Origin of the sequence: Salinigranum marinum, assembly GCF_024228675.1 — an archaeon.
Taxonomy (GTDB): Archaea; Halobacteriota; Halobacteria; order Halobacteriales; family Haloferacaceae; genus Salinigranum; species Salinigranum marinum.
Genome location: NZ_CP100461.1, coordinates 3,964,809 through 3,990,810, shown reverse-complemented (window position 1 = coordinate 3,990,810; position 26,002 = coordinate 3,964,809). Strand labels below are relative to the sequence as shown.

General features: G+C 68.0%; 38 protein-coding genes. 7 read left to right on the top strand and 31 right to left on the bottom strand.

Annotated features, from left to right (window positions below; translation table 11 throughout):
* Positions 1-421 precede the first annotated feature (421 nt).
* Together NKJ07_RS20085 and NKJ07_RS20080 are read left to right on the top strand one after the other, a co-directional pair.
* On the top strand, positions 422-2,134 hold the full coding sequence (locus NKJ07_RS20085) for a pyrroloquinoline quinone-dependent dehydrogenase (RefSeq protein WP_318568555.1): 1,713 nt from the start codon (positions 422-424) through the stop codon (positions 2,132-2,134).
* 111 nt (positions 2,135-2,245) lie between these two features.
* Positions 2,246-2,740, top strand: coding sequence for a hypothetical protein (locus tag NKJ07_RS20080; protein WP_318568554.1), 495 nt, complete (start codon positions 2,246-2,248; stop codon positions 2,738-2,740).
* Between the two features lie 120 nt (positions 2,741-2,860).
* On the opposite strand, the gene fer is transcribed toward NKJ07_RS20080, so the two are convergent.
* The 3 genes from fer to NKJ07_RS20065 all read right to left on the bottom strand — a co-directional run bounded on the left by fer (position 2,861) and on the right by NKJ07_RS20065 (position 4,113).
* Entirely contained in the window at positions 2,861-3,340 is a 480-nt protein-coding gene (fer, locus tag NKJ07_RS20075; protein WP_318568553.1) for a ferredoxin Fer, read from the bottom strand.
* An 82-nt stretch (positions 3,341-3,422) separates the two neighbouring features.
* Positions 3,423-3,695 carry a hypothetical protein gene (locus NKJ07_RS20070; protein ID WP_318568552.1) on the bottom strand — a complete coding sequence of 91 codons (273 nt, stop codon included), beginning with the start codon at positions 3,693-3,695 and terminating at the stop codon, positions 3,423-3,425.
* A 124-nt stretch (positions 3,696-3,819) separates the two neighbouring features.
* The gene (locus tag NKJ07_RS20065; RefSeq protein ID WP_318568551.1) at positions 3,820-4,113 is read right to left on the bottom strand and encodes an amphi-Trp domain-containing protein; all 294 of its coding nucleotides are present in this window, start codon (positions 4,111-4,113) and stop codon (positions 3,820-3,822) included.
* 104 nt (positions 4,114-4,217) lie between these two features.
* On the opposite strand from NKJ07_RS20065, the gene NKJ07_RS20060 reads away from it, so the two are divergent.
* The 4 genes from NKJ07_RS20060 to NKJ07_RS20045 all read left to right on the top strand — a co-directional run bounded on the left by NKJ07_RS20060 (position 4,218) and on the right by NKJ07_RS20045 (position 7,952).
* On the top strand, positions 4,218-4,520 hold the full coding sequence (locus NKJ07_RS20060) for an ArsR/SmtB family transcription factor (protein ID WP_318568550.1): 303 nt from the start codon (positions 4,218-4,220) through the stop codon (positions 4,518-4,520).
* A gap of 119 nt (positions 4,521-4,639) precedes the next feature.
* A complete protein-coding gene (locus NKJ07_RS20055; protein WP_318568549.1) occupies positions 4,640-5,836 on the top strand; it encodes a sodium:calcium antiporter in 1,197 nt (398 codons plus the stop codon).
* Positions 5,837-5,990: 154 nt separating this feature from the next.
* Positions 5,991-7,133: an ABC transporter substrate-binding protein gene (locus tag NKJ07_RS20050; protein ID WP_318568548.1), complete on the top strand. Its 1,143-nt coding sequence runs from the start codon at positions 5,991-5,993 to the stop codon at positions 7,131-7,133.
* Positions 7,134-7,952, top strand: coding sequence for an ABC transporter permease (locus NKJ07_RS20045; protein ID WP_318568547.1), 819 nt, complete (start codon positions 7,134-7,136; stop codon positions 7,950-7,952).
* Here NKJ07_RS20045 and NKJ07_RS20040 read toward each other — a convergent pair.
* Genes NKJ07_RS20040 through NKJ07_RS20030 form a run of 3 tightly spaced genes read right to left on the bottom strand, consistent with a single transcriptional unit; the run spans position 7,949 to position 10,769 of the window.
* Complete coding sequence (locus NKJ07_RS20040; RefSeq protein ID WP_318568546.1) at positions 7,949-8,713, bottom strand: ABC transporter permease; 765 nt, start codon at positions 8,711-8,713, stop codon at positions 7,949-7,951. The two genes, NKJ07_RS20045 and NKJ07_RS20040, sit on opposite strands and share 4 nt — an antisense overlap.
* Positions 8,710-9,453: an ABC transporter ATP-binding protein gene (locus NKJ07_RS20035; RefSeq protein WP_318568545.1), complete on the bottom strand. Its 744-nt coding sequence runs from the start codon at positions 9,451-9,453 to the stop codon at positions 8,710-8,712. Before NKJ07_RS20035 ends, NKJ07_RS20040 begins: the two co-directional genes overlap by 4 nt.
* Entirely contained in the window at positions 9,450-10,769 is a 1,320-nt protein-coding gene (locus NKJ07_RS20030) for an ABC transporter substrate-binding protein (protein WP_318568544.1), read from the bottom strand. Before NKJ07_RS20030 ends, NKJ07_RS20035 begins: the two co-directional genes overlap by 4 nt.
* A gap of 170 nt (positions 10,770-10,939) precedes the next feature.
* On the opposite strand from NKJ07_RS20030, the gene NKJ07_RS20025 reads away from it, so the two are divergent.
* A complete protein-coding gene (locus NKJ07_RS20025) occupies positions 10,940-11,209 on the top strand; it encodes a hypothetical protein (protein WP_318568543.1) in 270 nt (89 codons plus the stop codon).
* Positions 11,210-11,317: 108 nt separating this feature from the next.
* Here NKJ07_RS20025 and secY read toward each other — a convergent pair whose 3' ends face one another.
* Genes secY through NKJ07_RS19900 form a run of 25 tightly spaced genes read right to left on the bottom strand, consistent with a single transcriptional unit; the run spans position 11,318 to position 25,860 of the window.
* The gene (gene secY, locus NKJ07_RS20020) at positions 11,318-12,790 is read right to left on the bottom strand and encodes a preprotein translocase subunit SecY (protein WP_318568542.1); all 1,473 of its coding nucleotides are present in this window, start codon (positions 12,788-12,790) and stop codon (positions 11,318-11,320) included.
* Between the two features lie 3 nt (positions 12,791-12,793).
* Positions 12,794-13,324, bottom strand: coding sequence for an uL15m family ribosomal protein (locus NKJ07_RS20015; RefSeq protein ID WP_318568541.1), 531 nt, complete (start codon positions 13,322-13,324; stop codon positions 12,794-12,796).
* The gene (rpmD, locus tag NKJ07_RS20010) at positions 13,321-13,785 is read right to left on the bottom strand and encodes a 50S ribosomal protein L30 (RefSeq protein ID WP_318568540.1); all 465 of its coding nucleotides are present in this window, start codon (positions 13,783-13,785) and stop codon (positions 13,321-13,323) included. The genes NKJ07_RS20015 and rpmD overlap by 4 nt, the downstream gene beginning before the upstream one ends.
* A complete protein-coding gene (locus tag NKJ07_RS20005) occupies positions 13,785-14,435 on the bottom strand; it encodes a 30S ribosomal protein S5 (protein ID WP_318568539.1) in 651 nt (216 codons plus the stop codon). Before NKJ07_RS20005 ends, rpmD begins: the two co-directional genes overlap by 1 nt.
* Entirely contained in the window at positions 14,432-14,989 is a 558-nt protein-coding gene (locus NKJ07_RS20000) for a 50S ribosomal protein L18 (RefSeq protein ID WP_318568538.1), read from the bottom strand. The genes NKJ07_RS20005 and NKJ07_RS20000 overlap by 4 nt, the downstream gene beginning before the upstream one ends.
* Positions 14,989-15,444 carry a 50S ribosomal protein L19e gene (locus NKJ07_RS19995; protein WP_318568537.1) on the bottom strand — a complete coding sequence of 152 codons (456 nt, stop codon included), beginning with the start codon at positions 15,442-15,444 and terminating at the stop codon, positions 14,989-14,991. The genes NKJ07_RS20000 and NKJ07_RS19995 overlap by 1 nt, the downstream gene beginning before the upstream one ends.
* Positions 15,441-16,175 (bottom strand): 50S ribosomal protein L32e, encoded by a 735-nt coding sequence (locus tag NKJ07_RS19990; RefSeq protein WP_318568536.1) that lies wholly within the window; start codon positions 16,173-16,175, stop codon positions 15,441-15,443. The genes NKJ07_RS19995 and NKJ07_RS19990 overlap by 4 nt, the downstream gene beginning before the upstream one ends.
* Positions 16,176-16,715 carry a 50S ribosomal protein L6 gene (locus NKJ07_RS19985; RefSeq protein ID WP_318568535.1) on the bottom strand — a complete coding sequence of 180 codons (540 nt, stop codon included), beginning with the start codon at positions 16,713-16,715 and terminating at the stop codon, positions 16,176-16,178.
* 2 nt (positions 16,716-16,717) lie between these two features.
* A complete protein-coding gene (locus tag NKJ07_RS19980; protein WP_318568534.1) occupies positions 16,718-17,110 on the bottom strand; it encodes a 30S ribosomal protein S8 in 393 nt (130 codons plus the stop codon).
* Between the two features lie 2 nt (positions 17,111-17,112).
* A complete protein-coding gene (locus NKJ07_RS19975; protein WP_318568533.1) occupies positions 17,113-17,286 on the bottom strand; it encodes a 30S ribosomal protein S14 in 174 nt (57 codons plus the stop codon).
* Complete coding sequence (locus NKJ07_RS19970) at positions 17,283-17,819, bottom strand: 50S ribosomal protein L5 (RefSeq protein ID WP_318568532.1); 537 nt, start codon at positions 17,817-17,819, stop codon at positions 17,283-17,285. The genes NKJ07_RS19975 and NKJ07_RS19970 overlap by 4 nt, the downstream gene beginning before the upstream one ends.
* On the bottom strand, positions 17,819-18,535 hold the full coding sequence (locus NKJ07_RS19965; protein ID WP_318568531.1) for a 30S ribosomal protein S4e: 717 nt from the start codon (positions 18,533-18,535) through the stop codon (positions 17,819-17,821). The genes NKJ07_RS19970 and NKJ07_RS19965 overlap by 1 nt, the downstream gene beginning before the upstream one ends.
* The gene (gene rplX, locus NKJ07_RS19960) at positions 18,532-18,900 is read right to left on the bottom strand and encodes a 50S ribosomal protein L24 (protein ID WP_318568530.1); all 369 of its coding nucleotides are present in this window, start codon (positions 18,898-18,900) and stop codon (positions 18,532-18,534) included. Before rplX ends, NKJ07_RS19965 begins: the two co-directional genes overlap by 4 nt.
* Positions 18,901-18,913: 13 nt before the next feature.
* On the bottom strand, positions 18,914-19,312 hold the full coding sequence (locus NKJ07_RS19955; RefSeq protein ID WP_318568529.1) for a 50S ribosomal protein L14: 399 nt from the start codon (positions 19,310-19,312) through the stop codon (positions 18,914-18,916).
* Positions 19,312-19,638 carry a 30S ribosomal protein S17 gene (locus NKJ07_RS19950; RefSeq protein ID WP_318568528.1) on the bottom strand — a complete coding sequence of 109 codons (327 nt, stop codon included), beginning with the start codon at positions 19,636-19,638 and terminating at the stop codon, positions 19,312-19,314. Before NKJ07_RS19950 ends, NKJ07_RS19955 begins: the two co-directional genes overlap by 1 nt.
* Positions 19,629-20,135, bottom strand: a complete 507-nt coding sequence (locus NKJ07_RS19945; protein WP_318568527.1) for a ribonuclease P protein component 1 — start codon at positions 20,133-20,135, stop codon at positions 19,629-19,631. Before NKJ07_RS19945 ends, NKJ07_RS19950 begins: the two co-directional genes overlap by 10 nt.
* Positions 20,136-20,147: 12 nt before the next feature.
* On the bottom strand, positions 20,148-20,354 hold the full coding sequence (gene rpmC / locus NKJ07_RS19940) for a 50S ribosomal protein L29 (RefSeq protein WP_318568526.1): 207 nt from the start codon (positions 20,352-20,354) through the stop codon (positions 20,148-20,150).
* Entirely contained in the window at positions 20,355-21,296 is a 942-nt protein-coding gene (locus NKJ07_RS19935; protein WP_318568525.1) for a 30S ribosomal protein S3, read from the bottom strand.
* Positions 21,296-21,763 carry a 50S ribosomal protein L22 gene (locus NKJ07_RS19930; RefSeq protein WP_318568524.1) on the bottom strand — a complete coding sequence of 156 codons (468 nt, stop codon included), beginning with the start codon at positions 21,761-21,763 and terminating at the stop codon, positions 21,296-21,298. Before NKJ07_RS19930 ends, NKJ07_RS19935 begins: the two co-directional genes overlap by 1 nt.
* Positions 21,764-21,766: 3 nt before the next feature.
* The gene (locus tag NKJ07_RS19925; protein WP_318568523.1) at positions 21,767-22,189 is read right to left on the bottom strand and encodes a 30S ribosomal protein S19; all 423 of its coding nucleotides are present in this window, start codon (positions 22,187-22,189) and stop codon (positions 21,767-21,769) included.
* Positions 22,189-22,920: a 50S ribosomal protein L2 gene (locus tag NKJ07_RS19920; RefSeq protein WP_318568522.1), complete on the bottom strand. Its 732-nt coding sequence runs from the start codon at positions 22,918-22,920 to the stop codon at positions 22,189-22,191. Before NKJ07_RS19920 ends, NKJ07_RS19925 begins: the two co-directional genes overlap by 1 nt.
* Complete coding sequence (locus NKJ07_RS19915) at positions 22,921-23,175, bottom strand: 50S ribosomal protein L23 (protein WP_318568521.1); 255 nt, start codon at positions 23,173-23,175, stop codon at positions 22,921-22,923.
* 58 nt (positions 23,176-23,233) lie between these two features.
* Positions 23,234-23,977: a 50S ribosomal protein L4 gene (gene rpl4p / locus NKJ07_RS19910; protein WP_318568520.1), complete on the bottom strand. Its 744-nt coding sequence runs from the start codon at positions 23,975-23,977 to the stop codon at positions 23,234-23,236.
* The gene (locus tag NKJ07_RS19905; protein WP_318568519.1) at positions 23,977-24,993 is read right to left on the bottom strand and encodes a 50S ribosomal protein L3; all 1,017 of its coding nucleotides are present in this window, start codon (positions 24,991-24,993) and stop codon (positions 23,977-23,979) included. The genes rpl4p and NKJ07_RS19905 overlap by 1 nt, the downstream gene beginning before the upstream one ends.
* A gap of 6 nt (positions 24,994-24,999) precedes the next feature.
* Positions 25,000-25,860, bottom strand: coding sequence for an RNA methyltransferase (locus tag NKJ07_RS19900; protein WP_318568518.1), 861 nt, complete (start codon positions 25,858-25,860; stop codon positions 25,000-25,002).
* Positions 25,861-26,002: the final 142 nt, after the last annotated feature.

Genomic DNA, 26,002 nt, shown 5'->3' with positions numbered 1-26,002 from the left:
CGACCGCGGCCCGTCGGGGGGAGACGACGTGGCCGACCGCGGCCGGAACTGTCGCCCAAAAATATAAAGAATAATATGAAACCCTAGGATTATAACTACTGTTTGCCATATATATTCGAGGAGGGGTGTCAACCGTGAGCACGAAACACGCAAGATCGGACGCGGGACACACAGCAGCCACGGCGTCGGCGTGGCCGCGACGACGTGACCGTCGCGGTGGCCGGGAGACGCCGACGCCCGCTGGCTGTGCCCTCCGACACGCGTGATGGCCGGCGTTCGCGGACGGACGACGGGGGCGCACCGGGCGGTTCCGAGGTCCGTCTCGTGGCGATGACGGCTGGTTGGGTGGTGTCGCTGAAGCGAGCCACACGCCCGAGGGCGCACAGCACATCGACCACACTGCGGACACGACCACTCACACATGGCGATAGAGGAAGACAGAGCAGTCAAAGCGGCACAGGACACCGTCGTTCGGGAGACGGACAACGGGTATCGGGTACTCGGGTCGCCCGAGAAGTCGGTTACACACCAACACAACATCGATCGGATCCCGCGGAAGGACGTCACCCAGGAGATGCTCAACGAGTCCGGGGAGAACCCGGAGGCGTGGCTGATGTTCGGCGGGAACTACGAGCAGCACCGACACACGACGTGTGAGGTCATCGACCGGGACAACGTCGGCGACCTCGAACTCGAGTACGAGATGCACGTCGGCGCGGGATCGAGCATGGAGGGGACGCCCACCATCGTGCCGGGTGACCCGCCCGTGATGTACCAGTCGAACGGACCGAACCATCTCAAGGCGATCGACCCACGGGAGGGCGACGTGCTGTGGAGCTACACCTACGCCGTCCCCTCTGACGTCGTCCTCTGCTGTGACGACAACAACCGCGGCGTCGCGATCTACGAGGACAAGGTGTTCATGTGTACGCTCGACTCGGGCGTCGTCGCGGTCAACCGCTATACCGGCGAGGAGGAGTGGTACGCCTCCACCGAGGACCACGAGCGCGGCTACTCGGCGACGTGGGCACCGATCGTCCACGACGGCACGCTCTACACGGGCAGTGCCGGCGGCGAGTACGGCGTGCGCGGCTTCCACTGCGCCATCGACGTCGACAGCGGCGAGATCGAGTGGAAAACACTCACCAACCCCGAGGAGGAGTGGGTCGGCGACAGCATCAACCAGTCCGCCGGGACCAACTGGATGACCGCAACCTACGACGAGGAGCGCGACGTGCTCTACCTCCCCATCGGCAACCCCGGCCCGGACTTCGACGGCTCCGTCCGGCCGGGCCCGAACCGCAACACCTGCGGGACGCTGTGTCTGGACGCCGAAACCGGCGAGCGGCTCTGGTTCCACCAGGAGTCCCCACACGACATCTGGGACTACGACTCGGCCTGTCCGCGGGTGCTCATCCGGGATCTCGACATCGCCCACCGCAACCGGACGCGTGACGCGGTCGTCGACGCCGGCAAGACCGGCTGGTCGTACACGATGGAGGCCGAGACCGGCCAGCTCATCGAGCGGTCGGACCCCGGCGTCCAGCAGCTGAACATGTACACCATGATCCCGCACATCGACGAGGGCCGCCGGATCCCGTTCATGCCGGGCGGGATGGGCGGAAACGACTGGCAGCCGCCCACCTACTGCCCCGAGACCGGGCTCATCTACTACAAGATGCACAACAACGCCCAGGAGGCCTGGTGGCGGGTCGAGGAGTTCGAGGAGGGCAAGAAGTACTGGGGCGGCATCCTCGAGGACGAGACCGAAGCCATGCCCGACGGCTACAACGGGCACATCTCGGCGATCGTCGCCGTCGACCCGGCCACGGGCGAGCGCGTCTGGCGCGAGTGGATCGACTCGGATCTCTACATCTGGGGCGGCACGATGTCCACCGCGACCGGGCTCGTGTTCGCCGGGAACCAGAACGGGGAGGTCGTCGCGTACGACGGCGAGACGGGCGACCGCCTCTGGGAGTACGACGCCGGCGGCGCGCCGGTCTCCGGTGACCCCATGAGCTGGTACGATCCTGACGAGGGCAAGCAGTACGTCGCGATCCAGGTCGGCGGCAGCGGCTGGCTCCGCCGCGGGAGCCGGGACGACCGCATCCTGGTGTTCTCGATGGCGGAGTAGCCCTCTCCGCCCTCGCGGGGCGTTCGGGGCCGTCAGCGGCCGCGCCGTCGTCGCGTCGGGACTCGCCGTCGCAAGCTATTTTATCACGATGATACATGATAGACACGCGTCATGGTACACGACACCATTCCCCGACACGACCCGGCGAGCGAGTCGGCACAGTCGACGCGAACGAACGGCGATCCCGAGGGAGGCTCGTCGGTCGACGCGGAGGTGTCGACCGTCGAGACGCTCATCGAGGAGATGATCCAGTCGCGCATCGCCCACCTCGAAGCAGAGCTCGCGACCCTCGAAGACGAGATCCAGGAGGTGGACGACTTCGCGCGAATCAGCCTGAACGAGCGGAAGGTCAAACGGACGGAGGCGAACCTCTCGGAGTTCTCGGACTCGCTCACGGGCTTCGCCGAGAAGGCGTTCAACGACATCAACGCGCTCGAGGACCGGCTCGACACGCAGGCGTTGCTCCTCGCGGCCGTCCTCGACACGCTGGAGGCGTCTGACCTCGACGTAGATCTCTCGGAGGTCCGGAAGTTCCAGGCGTCGAACGTCGTGCTGAGCGAGACGCCCGAGGAACGACTTCTGACCGCCATCGCGGACGACGAGTGAGACGGTCTGCCGTCACCGCCTACCGGTCGCCGCCGCCCCTAGGGTGGCGGCGGCCAGCGACGACCGACGACGGGACATCTGCGATGAAGAGCCACGACGGCGACGGGTCAACTGCCGCCCTCAGACCTCTCTGACGCCGATGACGCGGTCCTGGAGGTAGTCGAGATACATCGCGTTGTAGACGATCTTGACCTCGTCCGTCCTCGGGAGGGACTGACAGGTCAGGACGATGTGCATCTCCTCGACCTCCTCGTCGGTGAGGATGAGATCCATGTCCATCTCGATCTCCCCGTCGACGAGGATGGCGGTGCAGTTGGCACAGGACGCCGCGCGGCACTCGAACGGCCAGTCGTGACCGGCGTCCTCCGCCGCGTCGAGGAGGTAGCGGTGTTCCCCACACTCGAAGGTGCCGTGGGCCTCCTCGGAGAGGTCGGCGTCGGCCGCCTTCTCGAACAGGTCGTCGTCGTCGAGCGTCCAGCCGTGGTCGGACAGCACCGTGTAGTCGAGATACTCGACCGTCGCCGTCCAGTCGGGTCCATCCTCGGACTCGTCGACGGCGTCGCGGCCGACCCGGATGTTCGGCAGGTCTTGGTCGCTCATCTCGGGCGACACCTACACGGACGAACATTATAGTTCTGCCCACCGAGACGGCGCGTCCGGGCGCGATCAGTCGTAGCGCCCGTCAGCCGGGACTGCGAACTTCGCGGTAGCCGGCCCAGCGTTTCCACGCTCGACTCCGGGGGCCGAGGTCGAGGCGCTCGACGCGACGCTCGCGTCTGAGTCGTTCGAGCGTCCGTTCCGTGCTCGCGACCGACCGGCCGAGGTACTCAGCGATCTCCGCGGCGGTGAAAACTGACGGCGTGATCCGGCCGCGACCGTCGAGCGCGTCGAGCGCGGCGAGGACCTCGCTGGGTGCGGGCGACGTCGCCGTCGGGTCACCGTGGGGGGTGTCCATGTGTGAGGACCGACGGGCGAGTATTAAAACGAACTGTGGTCGATCGTGGTAGTATCACGACGACTGCACACGGATCCGACGTGACGCCGCGGTCGTGAACGCGGCCGGGTCGGCCGCGGTGGACTCACTCGACCGTGAGCGATCCGTCGCCGTCGTCCCACTCGAACTCGAGTTCGATCTCCAGTTCGCGTTTCCGCTCTCCGATGAACTCGACTTCGACCTCGATCGGTTCGCCGAACTGGAACGGGATCTCCCAGTCGTCGCTCGACACCGTGAGTTCGGTCCCCGACTCGAGTTGGTCCGCCAGCGCCCGCAGGAACGTCGCCGTGTCCGCCGCCGAGAGGCGGACCTCGCGCTCGAAGTACCCCTCCGTCACGACGGTCTGCTCGTTGGACTCGCTTCCCGGGAGTTCGACCATACACTCCGTACCGCCGCGGCGTGCATAAATCCGACCGACGTCGGCCGTCCGCCTCTGCGGACCGATGGGGAACGAATATACAGCCGGCGTTCACACTGAACGACATGTCGCTGTTCGACGTGCTGGGGAGCAAACCACGGCTGCAAATCGTCCAGGAACTGACGGCCGAACCACGGTACGTCTCCGAGTTGGCCGAACTCGTCGGGATGGACGGGAAGAGTGCGGCCCACCACCTCTCGGTGCTCGAGGAGGCCGGACTCGTCGAAAGCTACTGGCAGAGCCAGCGCAAGTACTACCGACTCGTCCGGCGGATCGAACTCACCGCGAGTCCACCCCCCGACCGGACGTTCGTCCTCTCGACCGGCGAGGCGAACACGAGCGATCCGAACCCCGCACGGCTCGACTGATCGCGGGTGGCCGCGCCGCCCGCGCGGTCCGAAGCGCCTGTATGTACCGTTCTTCAGGGGGATCCGCTACTCCGGAACGAGGCTTTAAGTTCCGCGTCGGCTGTCCTTCACGATACATCATGAATCATCGACGGGTCGGCGTCGTGCTTGCGGTGGTCGCGGTGTTGGTCGTCGCGCTTCCGGTCGCGCCGGCGCTCGCCCAGGAGGGGGCGGACGAGGGCGGCGAAGAGGGCGAGGAGGGTGAAGGCGGCATCGAAGGACTGATCGAGGGCTTCGTCGAGGGCCAGGGTCTGGTGGGTGCGATACTCGTGCTCGTCGGCGGCGTCGTGTTGCTGACCGCGTGTGTCGAGAAGCTTATCAGCTACCTCACCCGGGCAGCGCTCGGGCTGAAGATGTCGTTGTTCGCGCTCGCGATTGTCTTCACCGGCTTCGAGTTCGACGACACGATCCTCGGATTGGTGCTCTCCGCTGGCGGGCTCGAAGGTGCCGCCCTCGGGACGGCCCTCGGCACCGGGTTGGCGATCATCGGCGTGACACTCGCCCTCGCGGCCATCGTGCGACCGTTCCCGGTCGACCTCCCGGCGGACTACGTCGCGCTCTTCGCGCTGGCTCCGCTCATCCTGGTTCCGTTCGCGCTCGTCGGGACGCTGACGCTCGTCCACGGGATCGCGCTGTTGGGCTTTTTCGTCCTGACTTTTCTGTACCTCATCGTTCGCGAGTACCAGCGTGACGCCCCCGTCTTCCGCAGTTCGGAACTCGGCGACGCCATCCGCCCCGACGGTGGTGTGGCGCTCCCCGCGTCGGTGCCCGACATCCCCGAGGACCGCTTCGTCGGGGGGCGCCCGAACGCCGGTGCGATCTGGCTCTCGCTCGCCGTCGTCGCGCTCGTCGGCATCGTCTTCGCGTCGATGTTGCTCGAGGCAGGGTCGGAGGTCGCCGTCGAGGGACTCGGCATCGAGGAGACCGTCTTCGGCGCGACCGTCCTGACGGCGATCCTCACGTTCGAGGACATCATGCTGACGCTCGAACCCGTCCGTCGGGGCGTCCCTGAGATCGGTGTCGGCAACGTCATCGGGAGCGTTCTCTTCTCGGTGACCGGTAACGTCGGCATCATCATGCTGGTTAGCGACCTCACCATCGGTCCGGCCGTGCTGACGTTCCACCTCCCGGCCATCATCGTCGTGACCGCGCTCGCCGCGTACTTCCTCTATCGAGGTGGGCTGAAACGGTGGCACGGGGTCGTGCTCGGCGGGCTCTACGTCGCCTACTGGGTCGCCGCCATCGTCTTCTTCGGCGGCGTGCCGCTCGGCGGCTGACTCGGTCGATCCGTCGACGCGTGGCCCACGCCGTCCGCGGACCCCGCGTTACCTGCAGCTTGCAACCTCGTCCCCCCGGGTGACGCCCGTCAGCCCACCACTATATAATGGTTATTCAGTATGTTTTAAGTGCCGCCGGTCGAACAGATCGACAATGCGTCAGTCACGGAGGGCGTTCCTCGCGACGGCCGGTCTCGGCCTGGCGGCAGGGTGTCTCGGCGGCGGGAGCGGCGAGAGTCAACCCACGTCCACAGAGGCGGCGGCTGCGACCGGCGGCGGGACGGCGACGAGCGCCGACACGGCCTCGCCGACGGCCACCGCGACGCCCGAGCCCGAGCCCAGCGTCACGGACGTCTCGTTGCTGTTAAACTGGAAACCCAGCGGGCTCCACGCGCCGTACTACGCCGCGAAGGCTGAGGGCTTCTATCAAGAGGAGGGGCTCTCGCTCACGTCGATCGAGTCGGGGCAGGGCTCTGACTTCTCGGCGAAGCAGGCGGGACTGGGCAACACCGCGTTCGCGATCACGAGCGCCGACCAGGTGCTCAACGTCAACAGCCGGGAACTCTCGCCCGTCTCGGTCGGCGTGGTGATGCAACGGAGCCCAGTCGTCGTCTTCAGCACGCGCGAGACGCTCGGCGGCGAGTTCACCGACCCCGCCCAGCTGGCGGGCAAGACCGTCGGCACCGGCCCCGGGATGGTCCGCATCCTCACGCGACTCCTGCTCGACCGGGCGGGCGTGCTCGACTCGGTCGAGATCGTCGACACCGGCTACGATACGGTCCAGCAACTCCTCTCGGGGAAGATCGACGCGGCCGGCGGCGTCTTCGGCGACGCGGTCGACGCGCGCGCACAGGGCTACACGACCGACCTCGTCCAGGTCGCCTCTGAGGTCCCTTCGTACGGTCACGTCGTCGCCACGCAGGGGACGTTTGCGGACGAGCACCCCGAGACGACTCGGGCGTTCCTCCGTGCGACCGCCCGCGGCGCGGCGTGGGCCGCGACGAACCCCGAGGCGGCGACGGACCACCTCGTCTCGGCCGTGCCGGCGCTGAGCGAGTCCCGCGACCGCCAGCGCGACAAGTGGACGCTGATGAACCGCGAGTTCGTCCTCTCGGAGACGGTGGCCTCGAACGGCTGGGGCTGGAGCGAGGCCGCGCCGTGGGAGACGATGCGCGACGCCCTCGCCGACGCCGACCTCCTGGGCGGGAGCGTGACGCCGAGCGAGGTGTGGACGAACGACTACCTCGACACCGGAGACCGGTACGTCGGGTCGTACGCCGACGTGGTCTCGGAGTAGATGGCGTCCGTTCGAGACGAGTCTTCGACGGAGCGACGCGCCGACCCGCTGGTCGGGACGGCCGTCGCTCGCGTCAGAGCGTCGCTCGTCGCCGGAGGGCCGGCGGCCGCGCTGTTCGTCGTCTTCGTCGCCGGGTGGCAGGCTGCGACGGTCGCGTTCGAGATCCCGACTGTCATCCTGCCCTCGCCGATCGACGTCGTCGACACCCTCGTCGCGATCGCCCCGACGCTCCTCGGCGACGCGGCCGTGACGACGGCGACCGCGGCGCTCGGCCTCGTCGGGGGGACGTTCGTCGGACTCGCCTTCGCGTTCGGGATGGTCTCCTCGCGGGCCGTCGACGCGGTGGTTCACCCGTACGTCGTCGCGCTCCGGATCGCGCCGCTGGTGGCGATCGCGCCGCTCTTGTTCCTCTGGTTCGGCCGCGGCGTCCCCACCCGTGCCCTCCTGGTGACGACGCTGACGGTGTTTCCCGTCACGATCTCGGCCCTCGGGGGGCTCCGGTCGGTCCCCGAGGAGTATCTGGACCTCGGGCGGTCGGTCGCCGCGCCCGGCTGGCGGCTGTTCGTCAGCGTCCGACTGCCCGCGGCCGCGCCGAGCGTCTTCGCCGGGGTGAAACTCGCGGCGGCGCTCTCGGTCGTCGGCGCGGTCGTCGCCGAGTTCGTCACCCTCTCGAGCGGGCTCGGCTACCGCGTCTTCGTCTCGTCGACGAACCTCCAGACCGCCCGGGCGTACGCCGCGCTCGTTTTCCTCGTCGCGCTCGGCCTCGCGTTCTATCTCGTCCCCGCGCGGCTCGAACACGCGACGAGGGCCTGGCGCTAAGCCTCGGCCTCCCACAGGACGCGCCGCTCGACGGCGGCGACGACGCCGTACAGCACGAGCCCCTCGACGAAGAGCACGACCGTCGCCGCGAACATCACGTCCGTCTGGACGTCCTCCAGGGCGAACAGGACGAGCGCCCCGAGGCCGTTCGTCGCGACGACCCACTCCGCGACGACCGCGCCGACGACCGCCAGCGCGACGGACTGCTTCAGGCCCGCGAAGATCGCCGGGAGCGCGTACGGGAGTCGGAGGTGGACGAACGTGGCGAGGACTCCCGCGTCGACGGAGGCGAACAGGTCGTGGTACCGCCGTGGGACGCTGTCGAGCCCCGCGACGGCGTTGACCACCATCGGGAAGAAGGTGATGAGCGCGACGAACACCGCACCGGTCGTGAAACCGGTACCGAGGTAGATGAGCAACAGGGGGGCGACGGCGAGTTTCGGGACCACGCGGGCGGCCACGAGGTAGGGGACGACTGCGCGTCGGAGGAGGGGTACCTGGACGACGACGAGCGCGATGAGAAACCCCGCGAGCACGCCGATCCCTCCGCCGAGGAGCGCCCGCCGCAAGGTGATCCAGGCGCTGCTCGCGTACAGGGCCGGGTTGCCGAGAAAGCGCGCCACGACGGCGTCGGGTGCCGGCAGCAGGTAACTCGGCAGCGAGAAGAGGACCGTCGCGATCCACCAGGCGACGATCCCCACGGCGAGGCCGGCGACCGGGAGGACGACGTTCGGCACGGGGAGCCGCTCCGCGACGCTCATTCGTCCGCCTCGCGGAGCGCGGCGCGGACGGGGGCGACCTGCTCTTGGAACGCCGCCGTTTCGAGCGTCGTCCGGTCCCGCGGCCGCGGCAGGTCGACATCGAACGTCGCGACCACCCGCCCCGGCGGCCCGCGGACGACCACACACCGATCCGCGAGAAACACCGCTTCGGGGACGCTGTGGGTGACGAAGAGGACGGTCTTGCCCTCCCGTCGCCAGACGCGGCTCACCTCGACGCCCATCCGCTCGCGGGTGAGTTCGTCCAGTTCGCCGAACGGCTCGTCCATCAGGAGGACGTCCGCGCCGAGGTGGAGCGCCCGGGCGATGGCGACGCGCTGGCGCATCCCACCCGAGAGTTCGCCGGGAGCGACGTCGGCGTAGCCGTCGAGCCCGACCCGGTCGAGCAGCGCCCGTGCCTCTTCCCGCGCCGGGGGCTTGCCCGCCAGTCGGCGAAGGAACGTGACGTTCTCCAGCACCGGCTTCCACGGCAACAACGAGTGCCGCTGGAAGACGAATCCGACGTTCCCCCGTTCCTGCGCGCGGGCCGGGGTCTCGCCGTCGATGCGGACGCTCCCGGCCGCGGGGGTCTCGAGCCCGCCGATCGTTCGCAACAGCGTCGTCTTCCCACAGCCCGACGGCCCGACGACCGTGACGAACTCCCCCTCGTCGACGGTCAGATCGGCGTCGGCGACGGCCGTCACGTCGTCGTACGTCACGGTGACGTCCGCGACCCGGATCATCCGTCCGCACCCGGCGTGAGGAGCCCGACCTGTCCGAGCGCGGTCGCGAGCCGCTGCCAGCCGGCCGTCTCGTGCCATCCCCAGCCGTGCTCGGCGACGCCGGCGCTCGTCCCGAACCGATCGACGGTCCGTTTGAGGCCGGTGACGGCCCGCGCGTCCGCGACCGTCTCGTCCCCGCCCGGGTCGTCCGCGGACGCGACCGCTCGAACGGCCTCGGCGGGATCGAACACCGCGGTCCGCCACCCCGCGAGGGTGCCCGCGAGGAACGACACCAGCGCCGACGACCGCGCGCTGACGACCGAATCGGTCGTCACGAGCGTCGGTCCGTAGACGGGGAAGTGGTCGTTCACCGCGAGGACGTCGACGGTGCGGCCGGCGGCCTCGAGTTCGCGCACGTCCCCGAACGTCCCGCTCACGACGTCGGCCCGGCCGGTCGACAGCGCGTCGCTCTCCTCCCCTGAGAGGTCGACGACGGTCACCTCGTCGATCACCCCCGACTGCGAGAGGAACAGCCGGCCCAGGAGTCCCGTCTCGGCGTCGACGGGCATCCCGACCCGTCGCCCGCGGACGCTCTCGATGCCGTCGAGTCTCCCGCCGAACGCGTCGCGCGTCGTGTACAGGACCGTCATCCCGCGCTGATACAGCGGGGCGAGCGGGACGAGGGGCGCGCCCGCCGCGCGCATGCGGGTGATCGTCGCCGCGCCGGCGACGGCGACGTCGACCGTCCCCTCGCGCACCGCGGCGATCGCCCGATCCGAGCCGGCGAACTCCTCGACCGTGACGTCGAGGCCCCATCGGTCGTACGCCCCGTCGGCCCGTGCGGCGAACAGCGGAGCGTGTGACACGTTCGCGAACCAGTTGAGCCCGACGGAGAACGACGCCGACCCCGGACTCCCGGCGGACGGCACCCCCGGCTCGTCCACGCGGACCGGCGTGCCGAGTTCGCCGGCGACCGCGATCGCCTGGTCGAAGAGCGTCGCGGCGTGGTGGGCGTCGGTCCGGTCGACCGTGGCATCGACGGGGTCGCGAGCGAGCCACGCCATCGGCGGCCGTCCCTGGTCACTCTCGAGGGTCGTGGTGGTGACGAGGTCGCGGCGTTCGAGGCGGTCGAGGGCGTCGGACAGCGTGGTCCGGTTCAGTCCCGTCCCGATCCGGAGCGCCAGCCGGTCCGCGGGGTCGTCGTCGACAGTCGAGGCGGTGCGCCGACGGAGCAGGTAGGCGAGGACGCGCGCCGCGTCGTCGCCGAGCCCCAGCGCCAGGCGCGCGACGAGCGGCTCGTCCTCCTCGGACAGGACGGGGAACTCGCGTGTCCGCATTGGTACCGTGTCGTTCCCTGACGCGTATAACTTCTTCCGGTGAGCCACTCGGGATCGACCCGACCGGACGGCCCCAGACGGCGTGCCGCTGCCTCGAACCGCACCGGTCCGTTCGGTGCGAGGTTCGCCGGACGCCGAAGGTTTATCACGATAGATCCGGACGTACCGATATGCGAATCTATCCGGCGACACTGCAGCGCGTCTTCGAGAACAAAGTCGACGACGGGGCCGACGGGGCCGACGAGATCGCGTTCGGCAAGGAGGACTTACAGCGGGCGCTCGAGGAACTCGACCTCGACGTCCGGGACCCGATGGAGATCCCGTCGGCGTACAGCACGAGTCGAGCGCTCCCCGACGAGATCAAAGAACACGGCTTCACCGACCTCGTGCTCGACGAGAGCCACGACGGGCCCGGCGACGTCTACAAGTTCGTCAAGTAATCACTCGGTATTTTTCTCCGCGGCGACCGTCCGGACTGCGCTCCGCTCAGCCGTGGCTACGCCGTCGGTCGGTCGCCCGATCGGTCGAAAAGAGGACGCCGTGGGCGGTCAGTTGCCGCCGCCGAACATCTGGCGCATCATCGGATGCATCTCCATCAGCTGTTCCTCTGCGATCTCCTCGTACAGCTTGTAGGTGATCGACACGGTCAGCAGCAGCCCGGTGCCGGAGACCTGCCCGATGGTGCCGAGCATGTTCGCCGCCACGGCCAGCAGGCCGACGAGCGCGCCGCCGATAACCGTCACCTGCGGGATGTACCGCTCCATCACCTTCTCGATGACCTGCGGGTTCCGCCGGAAGCCGGGAATCTGCATCCCGGAGTTCTGGATCTGTCTGGCCGTCGCTTCGGGCCCCATCCCCGTCGTCTCGACCCAGAAGATGGCGAAGATCGCACCGCCGATAATCATGAACGTCAGGTCAACCCCGATCCGGACCATGATCTCCCACGGCTCGTTCGAGGTGAGCCCGAGGAACCACATCCAGTCCGCACGGGTCTGGATGGGCGCGACGAAGTAGAACAGGCCGCCGGTGACCTGTCCGTTGGAGCCGTATGCGCCGAGCCAGGCGGGCATCGCGGCCCACTGGCTGTTGAGTATCCGGCCGAGGAACTGGAGGTTCGCCTGCAGCGCGCGAACGAGGATCATCGGCAGGACGCTCGCGTAGATGAGCTTCACCGGGAACCGACCGCGGGCACCCTTTACGCGGGCGTGGCTGAGCGGGATCTCGACCCGGACGGACTCGGCGTAGACGACGATGACGAAGATGAGCACCGTCGTGATGAGCGCGAGGATCTGCCCCTGGCCGAGGAACAGCGCCTGCAGTCCCTCCGCCGTGAGGAGCGAGGGGATCTCGTTCGCGCCGGTGGCGATGCCGAACCAGGTGGGGAAGAAGCCCGAGGTGCGGCCGAGCGCCTCCCAGCTGAACAGCCCGGCGACGAGCTGCTGGCTGACGCCGGCGATGATGAACAGCCCGACACCGGAGCCGACGCCCCACTTCGAGACGACCTCGTCCATGAACAGGATGAGGATGCCGCCGACGGCGATCTGCGCGAAGATGAGCGCCTTCACGCTGTTCGACCCGACGCCGAGCGACTGCGCCACCGCCGGATCGGCGGGCAGGAAGTTCCCGGCGAACACCATCGGCAGCCCCGTGAGGACGATCATCACGATCACGAGCACCTTCTGGAGCCCCTGATAGAGAATCTGATCGCGGGGGTCCGACGTGTCGAGCCCGAGCAGATCAGCCCCGCCGAGCAGTTGCAGCACGATGCTCGCGGTGACGATCGGTCCGATCCCCAGCTGGAGGATCGACCCTTGCGACCCCGCCAGGATCGAGCGGAACTGGCCGAAGAAGTCCTCCGACCCCGTCGCCAGCCCGAACAGGGTGACGTTCGTCAGGAAGAAATACAGGACGAGGATCCCTGCGGTCCACCCGAGCTTGCGGCGGAAGGGCACGTGGCCCTCCGGACGGACGACCGAGGGCATCCGCGTCAGCACCGGTTCGGCGGCCTCCTTCCATCCCATGAGTTACTCTCCGTTCGCCTCGTCGTCTGAAACGTTTTCGGTTTCCTCGTCGGCCTCCGCTTCCGCCTCGGCCTCGGCCTCGGCAGCCGCCTCCGCACGCTCGGTGAGCGCCGTGGAGCCGCCGGCCTCCTCGATGAGGCCGACCGCACCACTGGTGAAAGCGTCGGCGACGATGTGGAGTTCGTTGCGGACCTGGCCGCCGCCGAGGACCTTCACCACGTCGACGTCGTACCCGTCTTCGGCGACGTCACGCGCGTCGATGTGGTAGGCGTCGCCCTCGGTCTCGGCGACGCCATCCGCGGCGAGCAGCGCCGCGTCCTCGTCGAGCTTCTGGACGCGCACTTCGGCGACGGTGTCCTGCGTCGCCTCGGGCCGTTTGAAGCCGTGCTTGCCGAGAGGCTCGTAGTTGTGGAACTCGTGTTTGTCCCGGCCCGCGCGACCGCGGCCGCCACGGTGGCCGGCGCCGCGCCGGTTCTTGTGGGTGCCGCCGCCGTGCGTGCGGGAGCCGCGCTGTCGCCGTTTCTTCGACGTCATCGCATCGCCTCCAGGAGGCCGTCGATCTGCTCGGTCGTGTGCTTGCCGAGCTGACCGCCTTCGGCCGCCGAGTGCTTCAGGCCCTTGTGACCCTTGCGCGGCGGGTGCAGGCGGAGCACGGGCGTCAGCCCCTGCTCGCGCAGGGTGGTCTCCTCGTCGACCAGCGCCGCCGCCAGCGACGCGAAGTCGTCGTACGCCGTGTGCTCGGCCAGCCACGCCTCGTCGACGTCGGCCGATCCCTCGATGGGTTCGACGCGCTTTCGCAGCAGCGTCTCGACGACGTCGACCGAGGGCTCGCCGTGAGCGACCCAGTCGTTCACCTTGGTGATCATCCCGCGGTAGGTGTCCTCTTCGGGGACGAACGCGCAGTGGTTGACGCCGTGGAGGTTGAGCATCTTCAGGGTGTCGCGGACGCCCTGGCTCATGTCCACCTCGCCGCGGAGCTGGACGATCGCCTGCATCACTCCGACACCTCCCCTTCGGTCTGGACCCGTCGGGCCCGGCGCGGCGTCCGCGACTGCGAGGCGTTCCGCAGCGCGTTGTACGTCGCCTTCGCCAGGTTGACGGTCGTTCGGGTGTTGCCGTGGGACTTCGTCCACGCGTCCTGCACGCCGGCGAGTTCGAGGATGCTCCGGGTCGTCTCCGACGCCGCGAGGCCCAGCCCGCGCGGGGCAGGGATGATCTCGACGGTGACGGAGCCGGCTTTGCCCTCGGCCTTCCGGGTGAGCGAGTGCGTCCCGCCGGCTCGGTCCTCCCACGAGCCCGAGCCGCGGTCGACCTTGATGATGTTCAGCTTCGCGACCTCGATGGCCTTCTGGATCGCACCGCCGACCTGGTCGTCGCGGCCCTCGGCGTAGCCGAGGTAGCCGTCGCGGTTGCCGACCGCACAGACACACCGGAACTTCACCCGGCGGCCGGAGTCGGTCATCCGCTGGACCATGTTGATGTCGAGGACGTCGTCGTCCAGTCCCGGGAGGAGCTGGTCGACGATCTCCGGCTCCTTCAGCGGGAGCCCCGATTCGAGCGCCTGGTCCATCGAGGTGATGTCACCGCTCTGTACCATCCGGCCGAGCCGCGTCCGCGGCTCCCATCCGTTGTTGCTTCTGCTCATGCGTCGTCCTCCTGCAGTCGGCCGAGCACGTCGTCGAAGTGCTCCGGCAGTTCCGTGGCGTCGAACTCCCCGGCGTAGAGCGGCTCGTCGCGCTGCTCGGCGTACGCGGCGATGTGTTCGCCGCGGTTACGTGACCAGTCCGCGAGCACGCTCTCGTTGTGGGGGATGTCGAGCCCGGCGTCGATTGCGCCTTCCTGTACCGCGAACACCTTGTTGCCAGGAGTCGCCGTGTTCAGGCCGATGTCGAGCACCGCTTCGTCGAGGCCGGCCTCGCGGGCCCGAAGGCCCACGAGGTAGCCCGTCAGATAGGCGCTCGGGAGGTTCCCCGTCGGAGCCTCCCAGCCGTAGTCGGCGAGGTCCTCGCTCGAGGCGCTCACGTGCGTCTCGTCGCCCTGCGGTCCCGGAGTGACCAGCTGCGCCCTGACGTGCTGGTTGCTCACGCGAGCAACGAGCCGTGGCTTGCCTGATTTCAACAGGCGCAACCGCTGATGGTAGTCCGTCCGGGACTCGCGGCGACGCCGCATCGGTACCTTGTACCGTGGTCCTGTCGCCATTATTGTACCTCGTATCCGTAATGTGTCTCGATGTACGTTTCGAGTCGGTCCACGCTGTCGAACTCGCCGCCGCTCGCCTTGTTGTAGAGCGTGCGGTACTCCGTCGGCGAGAGCGGGCCGTCGTCGCGCAGTTCGCGGAGTCGACGGCGCTGTGCGCGGATCCGGCTGATCCATGCCCGTTTCGTGTTCTGCCGCGCGCCGGCTTTCCCCTTCCGGGAGCCGGCACCCTTGCGGTGGCCGTAGTCGCGCTTGGCCTGGCGCTGGCGCGCCCGACCTTTCGAGTTGCCCTTCGCGTCCTTGACGCGGATCGTGCCCTGGTCGACCAGGTCACGGACGTCCTCGCGCGTGATGGCGTCGGCGATCTCGGCCTGCTCCTCGGGGTCCATCCAGACGCGGTCGGCACCGACGTCGAGGACGTCGGCGGCCATGCGTCGCTGGGCCTTCAGATCGGTCATTCGTCTTCCTCCTCGGCTTCGACCTCGATGTAGGTCGGGTTGAGGACGCGGATCTCGCGGTCCTCACACTCGTCTTCGATGCGCTCGCGCTTGCGAGCGCCGACCGACGAGGCGATGCGGACGGCCTGGGTGTCGCCGTCGACGCCCTCCAGGTCGCCCGGAGTGTGGACGTGGACCTCCTCGAAGCCCGAGGGGTGCAGTCCGCGGGCCGCCTTCGGCGTGCGGTAGCCCGCCTCGACCATCGGGCCCTTGCCCTTGATGCCGCGGCGTTGCTTCGAGAGGTTGCCGCGGGGCTTGCGCCACGACTCCGGCGTCCGCTTTTTCATGTGGTAGTCCTGCCGGTTGAACTGCGGCTTGCCCTCGCGGTGTTTCTGCGTCAGCGACCGCGCGGTCTCGTCGTCCAACTCGGGCGTCTTGTCGGCGTGGCCGCGGGGGACGCGCTTCGTCGGCACGTCCTCGGCCGCCTCCTCGACCTCGGCTTCGGTCTCGTCTTCGACCTCGGCTTCGGTCTCCTCGGTGACTTCGAGGCCACCGACGTCGGCCTTGATCCGGGCGGCCAGCGCGTTGCCGACGCCGTCGACTTCGGCCAGTTCCGCCTGGCTCGCCGCCTTGACGTCCTCGACCGAGTCGTAGCCGGCCTCGCGCAGCGCCTCCGCCTTCGACGGGCCGACCCCGCTGATGTCCTCTAGCTCCGTGATCTCGTCTTCGGCTTCAGGTTCGTCTGCGGACATCTAGGCACCTCCTGCCTTCTGCGGTTTCTCCGTGATGTAGACGCCGTCCTGGAACACGCGCGTGTCCTTGTCCTTCACACGGGTCAGCTGTTCGATGTCGGCCGCCGTCTGGCCGACGTGTTCTTTGTTCGGGCCGGAGAGGACGACCTCCTCGCCGTCGACCTGTACCTCCGTGTCGCCGCGGATCTTCGCGCGCCGCGGTGCCTTCTCGCCGAGGAAGTTCTTGATGACCACGTGGTCGCCGTCGACCGAGACCTGCATCGGGAAGTGGGCGTAGAAGACTTCCATCTTGTACTCCCACCCCTCGGTGACGCCGTGGAACATGTTCCGCACGTGGCTCTCGAAGGTGCCCACGGTTGCGGCGGTCTTGGCGTCGTCGGCGTCGGATTCGATGACGACCTCGTCGGAGACGCTCACCGTGACGTCGGGGTACCAGAGGCGTCGCGAGACGCTTCCGTTGGGGCCCTCGACCGTGAGCGTGAGGTGGTCCATCTCGGCGGTGACGTCGTCCGGGATGTCGAGTGCTGTTCGTGTTGTCATTGTCAGTAGACGTAGGCGATCACCTGGCCACCGAGGCCCTCCTCACGGGCCGCGTAGTGGCTCATGACGCCGTGGCTCGTCGAGACGATGAGCGTGCCGTAGTCGCGGGCAGGGAGGTACCGCTTCTCCCACTTCTCGTACTCGTCGGCTCCGGTGGTGTACCGGGGCTTGACGGCGCCACACTTGTTGATCGCGCCTTTCAGTTCGACCTCGAAGTTACCGGACTTGCCGTCGTCGACGAACTCGAAGCCGTCGATGTACCCGCGGTCGTAGAAGACCTCGAGGACGGAGCCGATGACGTTCGAGGCGGGCTGTACCGTGTGGCTCAGATGGCCCACGCTCTCGGCGTTGTTCACGCCCGACAGCGCGTTGCTGAGTGGATCGTTGTCCGCCATGATTATCGATACTTCTTGAATCCGATCTCGCGGGCGACCTCGCGGAAACACTGCCGGCAGAGGAAGATGTCGTACTTCCCCACCAGCCCCTGCTTCCGCTCGCACCGACGACACTCGCGCTCGATGCCCGTGCGCCGCGAGGCGTGCTCGCCCGTCTCTGTCTCGCTTTCGCTCATTCGTCTACCTCCGCGACGTCGACGCCGAACTCGCTCTCGACGAACGCGATCGCGTCCTCGGGAGTGAGCATGTGGCGCGACGGGATCGAACTGGCCGCCTTGTCGCGCTTGCGCACGCGGTAGCCCGGGCGGACGAGGTTGACCGTCACGTCCAGCCCGTAGATCCCGATGTTCGGGTCGTACTCCTGGCTCGGGAACTCCGTGTGTTCGGCGACGCCGAAGCTGAAGTTCCCGTACTCGTCGAACTGCGTGGTCGAAAGGTCCGTCAGCGGCAGGGCCGTCGCGAGGAACTCGCTGGCGGCCTCGCCGCGGAGGGTCACCTTCGCGCCGACGGGTTCGCCCCGGCGGACACCGAAGTCCTGGCTGGCGCGTTTCGACTGCGTCCGGACGGGCTGTTGGCCCGCGACCTCCGCGAGGATGTCCTCGGCGTCCGCGAGTTCGCGACCGCCCGTGCCGACGCCCATGTGGACGACGACCTTCTCGACCGAGGGGCGGCGCATCTCGTGGAAGCTCGCGTCGGAGTCCGACGACATCAGTCGTCACCCTCCTCGGAGCCGGTGAAGTTCTCGTCGATGACGACGACGTACCCCTCGATCGTCTCGAACTCGGAGTCGTCGTCGCGGACGACCCGAACCGTGTTCGAGCCGCTGCCGGGCGTGACGGTGATCTCGGCGACGTCGCCGATCTCGCCGGCGTGCTGGCCGTCGACGGCCGTCACGAGCGCCCCCTCCTCGTAGGGGAAGTGTGCGACGATCTCCTTCGTCTCGTTGTCGACGACGATCGAGTCGTTCGTCGAGTACGCCGACGCGTCGTCGGCGATGCGGACGTTGGTGCCGTCGTGAAGCGTGAGCTGGAAGGCCCCACCTTTCACCTGCTGCTTGCGGACGACCTTACCGAGGCGGCTGTCGGCCGCGTCGGCGGCGATCGGCGTGAGCGCCAGGCGGCCCCCCTCGTCGGGGAACACCCGGTAGTACTCGTCGCGCTGGGTGAACGCGAGGATGTCGAACATCCCGATGGGACGGGACTCGTCCGACACCGCCTGGCCGTTCACCAGCACGCTGTCTTGATTCAGCGCGTAGCGCGCTTCCTTCTTCGAGTCGACGTAGCCGAGCACGTCCCGGAGCAGGATCAAGAGCGGCACGCCGGCCTCACCGTGCGGGCCGGCACCGGCCTTGACCGTCCACGTCGCCTCCTTCCGTTCGACCGGCCAGGAGTTCGGGACCGAGAGTCGTTTCTGATGTCGTGTCATTCGGTAGCCTCCTCGGCGCGCAGACGCGCCTCGCGACGGTCGTCGTCGTCGTGGAACTCGAGTTCCGTGATGCGGACGTTCGACGCGTCGAGCGGCCGCGGCACTTCCTCGCCGTCGGCCTTCTCGACGGTCACGTCCTCGACGTGGACGACGCCCGCTTTGAGGTCGACTTCGATGACCTCGCCGTCCTCCCCGGCGAAGTCCCCGCGGAGTATCTCGACGGTGTCGCCCGCGTTGACGCGGGCGTTACGCCGACCGTACTCCTCGCGGAGGTCGTCGGAGAGCGTGGCGCGGACCTGCTTGTGCCGCTCGTGGAGCGGCGCGTCGCGCGTCCGGGTTCGCTGTTTGCGTGGTTGTTTGGTCATTGCTGTTCTCTGATTAGACGATCATCGTCGCTGTCGAGGCGATGCTGCCGAAGCGCTCGGCGACTTCACGCGCGATGGGACCTTTGATCTCGGTCCCGCGCGGCTCTTCCATCTCGTCGATGATCACGGCCGCGTTGTCCTCGAACTTCACGCGCGTGCCGTCGGGCCGTCGGATCGACTTTCGCTGTCGGACGATGACGGCCTCGAGCACCTGGCGGCGCATCTCGGGGGTGCCTTTGGTGACCGAAACGGTCACCTTGTCACCGATGCCCGCCGAGGGTTGTCGGTTCTTCGTGCCGGAGTAGCCGTGGACGCTGATCACTTTCAGCTCACGGGCCCCGGTGTTGTCCGCACACGTGACGAGCGCGCCGCGGTTGAGACCACGAGTGACGTCGGCCTTCAGTGCCTCCATCAGTCGCCACCTCCGACGCGTTCGACCACCACGTGTGATTTCGTCTTCGAGAGTGGTCGTGTCTCTGCGATACGGACCGTGTCGCCGACCTCGAGTCCCAGGCACGGCGGTGCATGGGCCGGAATCCGACTCCGGCGCTTCATGTACCGATCGTACTTGGGGACTCGAACGTCGTACTCGCGCTCGACGACGACGGTCTTGTCCATGTCTGTGGAGGCGACGGTGCCCTCCAGCGTCTGCCCGCGCACGGAAAGCGATCCGTGGAACGGACAGTACTGGTCGGAGCAGGCCTCCTCCGGTTCTGGTACGTTAAGTCCTAACGCCATGTTGATTCACCTGCGTTCTCCGTGCGGAGCGCGGGTCGTGAGAGCAGTCGTGTGCCATCCACCGTAACGTAGGCCACGCCCTCGCCAGCCTCGGCCCGTTCCGCCGCCGCGCCGGAAGAATCGGCGTCGGTGGCGGGTTTCTCGGGTCCCGAAACCGGTTTGGACGCGGTCCCCGAAGCCTTCGCGGCTCCGGCGGCTTCATCTGTGCACGACCGACCGTCCGGGACGACGGTAGGGGCGTCGCCGGGGCGGTCGGGGTGAGAGGCGCCCCCGGTCGGGGCGTCCGTCTCGGTCGCGGTCGGAAGGCGGAACTCGAACGTCGTCCCCTCCTTGGGGACCTGCCGCACCCGAGAGCCATCGTCGATCTGGAGCGTGTGCATCGTCTCGACGACGACGCGGCCGGCGATCCCGACCAGGTCGGGGTTCGCGCTCTCGACGACCTCCGTGTGGAGGCCGTTGAGTTCGTGTCGGGTCAGGGTCTCGGGTGTGAGCGGCATTGCGTTGCGATCTTACTCCAGGTCGCCTTCTTCGCGCTGGATCGTCTTGATCCGGGCGATGGTCTTCTTCAGTTCGCTCACGCGGCCGGGGTTGTCCGGCGCGCCACCCGCCGCCTGCACGGCCTTCGCGTTGAGCAGCTCGGTCTCGAGCTCCTCGAGTTCGGCCTGTCGCTCGGCGGGCGTCATGTCGCGGATCTCGGCGGTGTAGAGGATCGCCATCTACGCGTCCTCCTCGCCTTCGTCGGCGTCTTCGTCGTCCGCCGCCTCCATCTCGGCGACGAGGTCGGCCGCCTCGGCCTCGACTTCCTCGTCGAGTTCCTCGGCGTCCTCGTCGGCGGTGTCGGCGTCGGCGTCCTCGGTCTCGTCGTCGTCGTCCGCCGCGACCTCCTCGACGACCTCCTCTTCGACCTCGACGACCTCCTCGTCGAGCACCTCGTCGGGCTCGTCGGTCGGGACCTCGACGTCCTCCTCGGAGAAGTCGGGGACCTCCTCGGGTTCGGCCTCGAGGAGCTCCTCGACGCCCTCACCCTCGGTCTCGGCGATCTGCTCGACGGCTTCGACCTCGACGTCCTCCTCGATGGAGAAGTCGTCGGGCAACTCGGCTCCCGGCGGGATGATCTTCACCGTGACGCCGATCGTGCCGAGCTTCATGACGGCGACGCCCTGGCCCTCGTCGACGATCTCCTCGGCGGGCTCGCCGTTGTGCTTGATGTAGCCCCGGTTGAACTTCTCGACGCGCGAGCGAGCGCCCGTGACCTTCCCGCTCAGGACGATCTCGGCACCCAGCGCGCCGGCGTCCATGATGCGGTCGATCGTCGTGTGGCCGGCCTTCCGGAAGTACCAGCCGCGTTCGAGCGCGTTGGCGAGGCGGTCGGCGACGATGCGGGCGTTCAGGTCGGGTTCGTCGACCTCCTGGACGTCGATCTGGGGGTCGTCGAGGTTGAACCGCTCTTCGAGTTCGCGGGTCACCTTGCGGATGTTCTTCCCGCCCTTCCCGATGACCATCCCGGGCTTTTCGGCCTTGAGGACGATCTGGGTGCCCATCGGCGTCTTCGCGACCTCCATCCCGCCGTAGCCGGCGCGACCGAGTTCGTCCGCGAAGAACTCGTCGATCTGCGAGCGCTGGAGTCCGTTCTCGATGAACTGGTGTTCGTCAGCCATTACTGGGCCTCCTCCTGCTGTTCGATGATGAGTTCGACGTCACAGAGCGTCGTGTTCCACGGGTCGGCGCGGCCGAACGCCCGCGGCTTTCTGCCCGGGCGCTCGCCGGTCTTGTGCGCGGCGACGTGCTTGATCGTCATCTCAGAGCCCTCGAAGCCCTGTTCGTTCGCGTTGTTGCGAACGTTCTCGATGAGCTTCAGGAAGTCCTTCGAGGCCTTCTCGGGGTAGCGGCCCGCGTCCCAGCCGTCGATGTCGGAGCGGTGTCCGACACCGGTGTTGTGCTGTTTGAACGGGACCGAACGCTCCTCGTTGACGACCGCTTCGAGGTACGTCTCGGCCTCGGCGACCGTCTTCCCCTTGATCGCCCGGGAGATGGCTTTGCTGTGCTTGAGGCTGATGGGCCGGTCGCGGAGCATCCCTCTGGCGGTGGTCTCCGGGTCGGCCTCGACGCTGTAGTTGATTCCCATGGGTTATTTGAGTGGCACGAACTTCGACGAGCGGGTCGCACCGATACCCGCCTGACCGTGTTCGACGGACGTGCGTGTGAGCTGGAACTCGCCGAGGTAGTGCCCGATCATCTCGGGCTGGATCTCGACGCGCTGGAACTCCTGACCGTTGTACACCGCGAACGTCTTGCCGACGAACGCCGGCACGATCGGCATGTCCCGCAGGTGCGTTCGGATCGGGTTGTTCGCCGTCTCCTCGGGGTCCGCGTCGCGGACGCGCTCGAGCAGCTTCTCGTGCTGGGCGGTCAGCCCGCGGGTGATGGTTCGCCGCTGGCGAGCGGGGAGCAGTTCCGCGACTTCGTCGAGCGCCATCTCCTGCAACTCGTCGAGCGTGTGGCCGCGGTAGGTGAACTCACCTTCACGGCCGGTGCGGTATTCTGAACTCATTATTTGTTCCCTGCCTTGCCGCCGCGTCCCGTTCGTTTCGAGGCGATGTCGCCCACTTTGCGGCCCGGCGGCGCGTTCCGCGAGACGGACTTCGGCTTTCCGGGGTGTTGCCGGCCACCGCCACCGAACGGGTGGTCGACGGCGTTCATCGCGACACCGCGGACGCGCGGATACTTCGTCCCGCGCGAGCGCATCTTGTGGTACTTGTTGCCGGCTTTGACGAACGGCTTCTCCGTTCGCCCGCCGCCGGCGACGACGCCGATCGTCGCCCGGCAGTCGGGGCTGAGGCGCTTGACTTCCCCGGAGGGGAGCTTCACGACCGCGACGCGGCGGTCGTGGCTCAGCAACTGGGCGGAGGTGCCCGACGCGCGGGCGAACTTCCCGCCGTCACCGGGGGAGGACTCGACGTTACAGACGGGGACCCCCTCGGGGATCTCCGCCAGCGGGAGCGTGTTCCCCGGTTTGATCTCCGCGCTCACTCCGACCTGGATGGTGTCGCCCACGGTGATCCCCTCTGGGGCGAGCACTAGCCGCTGGTCACCGTCGTCGAACTCGATTGCGGCGATCGGCGCGCTCCGCGCCGGGTCGTGCTCGATGTCGACGACCGTGCCCGAGACCGTGTCCCGGTCCTCGTTCTTCTTGTGCGACAGTTCGGCCTTGTAGCGGTGCGACGGCGCTCGGTACGTCGAGGAGCCGTGCCCGCGTTTCTGTCCCTGAATTCTTCGTCCCATCTAGAACACCCCGATTCTGGAGGCGATCTCTTGGGCGTCGTCGTCGTCGGAGAGACGGACGGTCGCCTTCTTCGTGCCCTTCGGCGTCACCTGCGTGTTCACCTTCTCGATGACGACATCGTATCGAGACTCGACCTCGTCTTGGATTTCGTCTTTGGTCGCGTCGAGGTGAACGATGAACTGGAGCTTGTTGTCGAAGTCCATCTCGTTCATCGCCTTCTCGGTGACGAGCGGGTGTTCGATGATCCCACTCATCGACGGTCACCTCCGGCGACCGTCGTGAGGTCGACGCGCGCAACGTGTGCGTCGGAACTCATCGGTCTGCCACCTCCGCGAGCGCGCTCTCGGTCCACACCGTCAGGCGACCCGCGTGGGTGCCCGGCGCGAGGTCCTCGGCGGAGACGTTCGCCGCGGTGGCGACGTCGGCGCCCGCGAGGTTGCGCGCGGCTTTCGAGGGCTCCTCGCTCGTGACGAAGAGGATCGACGTCGGGCGGCGGTACTTCCGGCCGCGGGCCTTGCCCTGGCCGGCGCGGACCGTCCGCTCCTCGGCGCGCTCGATGTCGGCATCTAAGCCAACCGCTTCGAGGAAGGAGACGACCTCCTTGGTCTTCACCAGGTCCTCGAATTCGTCGCTCACGACGAGCGGGAGCTCCAGATCGGAGTCGAACTGGTGCCCACGCTCGGCGACGAGGGCGGCGTCCGCGGTCGCGGCGACCGCCGATCGAACGGCGAGTTGGCGCTCCTTGTCGTTGATTCGCTTCCCCTGGTCCTTCTCGGCTTTCGGCGGGTGGGCCTTGCGGCCACCCACCGTCTGTGGAACGCGGCGGCCCTGCCCGTTCTCACGGGGGACGTGAGCCATGCCGCGTCCGCTCCCGAAGGACTCCGCCGGGGTTCGCATCCCGGCGAAGGGGTCGGCACCGTACGCCTGCTTCCGGTTGGCCTGCGCGGCGACGACCGCCCGCTGGATGAGATCCGGCCGGTAGGGCGTGTCGAAGGTGTCGGGGAGGTCGACCTCGCCCGCGTCGTCACCGTTCAGGTCGCGTACTGTCGCTTTCATTATCCTTGGTTCGAGGCTGTGGAGACGTAGCGCACCTCGGGGTCGAGGCGCGGCTGGTCGTTCGGCCGGACGGCCGGGCGGAACCGTAAGAGTCGCTTGTTGGGCCCCGGCAGCGACCCCTTCACGAGCGCGTAGGGGCCATCGACCTCGCCGTAGTTGACGAAGCCGCCGTCGACGCTCGGCTCGGAGCCGTCGCCGACGTCGATGAGCCGCTTGTTGAGTTCGGTGCGCTGGTGGTAGCCCATCTGCCCCTGCTGGGGGACAGTCGAGCGCACGCGCGAAGGATTCCACGGACCGAGGTTGCCGATGCGTCGGCGCCACCCCTGCCGGGCGTGTTTGCCCTTCCGCTTCTGGACGCCCCAGCGCTTGACGGGGCCCTGGGTGCCCTTCCCTTTCGTGATTCCCGACACGTCGAGATACTGCCCCGGGCGGAACACGTCGTTCATCGAGTGTTCGCCGCCCCCCGAGAGGAGCTCGAGTGCGAAGTCGGCGCGCTCCGACAGGGAGCCGCCGCCGACGCGGGTCTCCATCACGTCGGGCTTCTTCTTGGGGACGTTCGCGAGCGCGCCGGGGACGGTGTGGGTGATGACCCGGAGGTCATCCACCGCGCCGTCGTCGACGAGCTCGCGGAGTTCGTCGGCGTCCTCGTCGAAGCTGTCTTCGGCCGGGACGGAGAGCGTGCGCGAGAGGTCCTCGTGGAACTCGCTCGTCCACACTTCCGTTGTCGGCCTCATCCCGTACGACGTCTGTTCGTAGGCTCGCAGGGCGACGGCGCGCATCGGCGGCGTCTCGACGACGGTCACCGGCACCGACTCCTCCATGCCCTCGCGGGCGGAGTTGGCCTGGTCGTTGACCATGACGACGTGGGTCATCCCGGCCTTGTAGCCGGCAAAGCCCTGCAGTGCAGGGGAGCCATCGTCGTCGGGCCACGAGCGGAAACGCGGGACTTCCGACGTCGCGCGCTTGCGCGGGCTGTAGCCCATCGAGCCTTTGCGTGGTCTGCTTGGTTGTGGCATGTTGTGTTACTCCGTCTGGCTTGGGAGTGTCAGGGTCGCGAGCGAGGCGAACATCGCTTCCTCCGTTCGCACCACCTCGCTGCCCTGCGCCGGAATCGTATTCAGCCAGAGGTCGAACCCCGGATCCGAACCGTCGGGTTCGACTTCGCCGCTCGCGGCGGCGACGGCCTCGGTCTCGATACCGAGGATGTCCGGAAGCCCCCGCCCGGGCGCGCCGAAGGCGACCGTTGCGCCCTCGGCGACCCGGCGGGTGAGATCCGCCAGTCCGTCGGCGGACAGCGGCCGTCCGAACCGGGACGTCGCCACGCGAATCCCGGCGTCGGGGCGGCCCAGCGCTTCCGCGAGGTCCATACGGGAGACGTCGTACCCCGGCTGTGGGGCGTCGACGATCCGCGCACGGACCGGCTCTCTCGAAGAGATCCTGATGGTGACGCGCTCTCCCTCCTCGACCTCCATGTCGGAGGGGACGAGGAGCGAGATCGGGTGTTGCAGTCCGCAAGTGACCCGGACGCGGCCTTCAGGTCCGACCTCAGTCACGATTCCCTGTGTTAACGACCCCGACTCGGCAGAGTCGGAGCCGGTCGTAGACGCGATTCGGAGGGGCGGCAAGACACCGACGTACGCCAGTTCGTCCCGCCTGTCCCACACCTCCTTTCGGAGGTGGGGTGGGGTGGCGGCGTACCGGAGTACGGTTTCGACGAACCCGCCTCCCCACCGTGTTTCGCCTTCCCGGTCGGGGAAGACGACGAGCCGGTCCGCCCGGAACACCGTCGCCGCTCGGGCGACGTAGCCGAGTTTGCGAGTCGCCTCGCGTTGGTCCTCGGCTTCCCGGACGAGGGAAGACGGCACGAGTACGCTGAGTGTCATGCCGAGCCGTCCATCGTTGCGTCTAGACTGTACCCGACGTACCCGAGCCTCGTTGAAAAGGATAGCGAATCGTATGTGGGGGTGTGAGGGCCTGACAGTCACGCAGACCCGAGAATACGTGTGTCAGAGACACACACGTCGG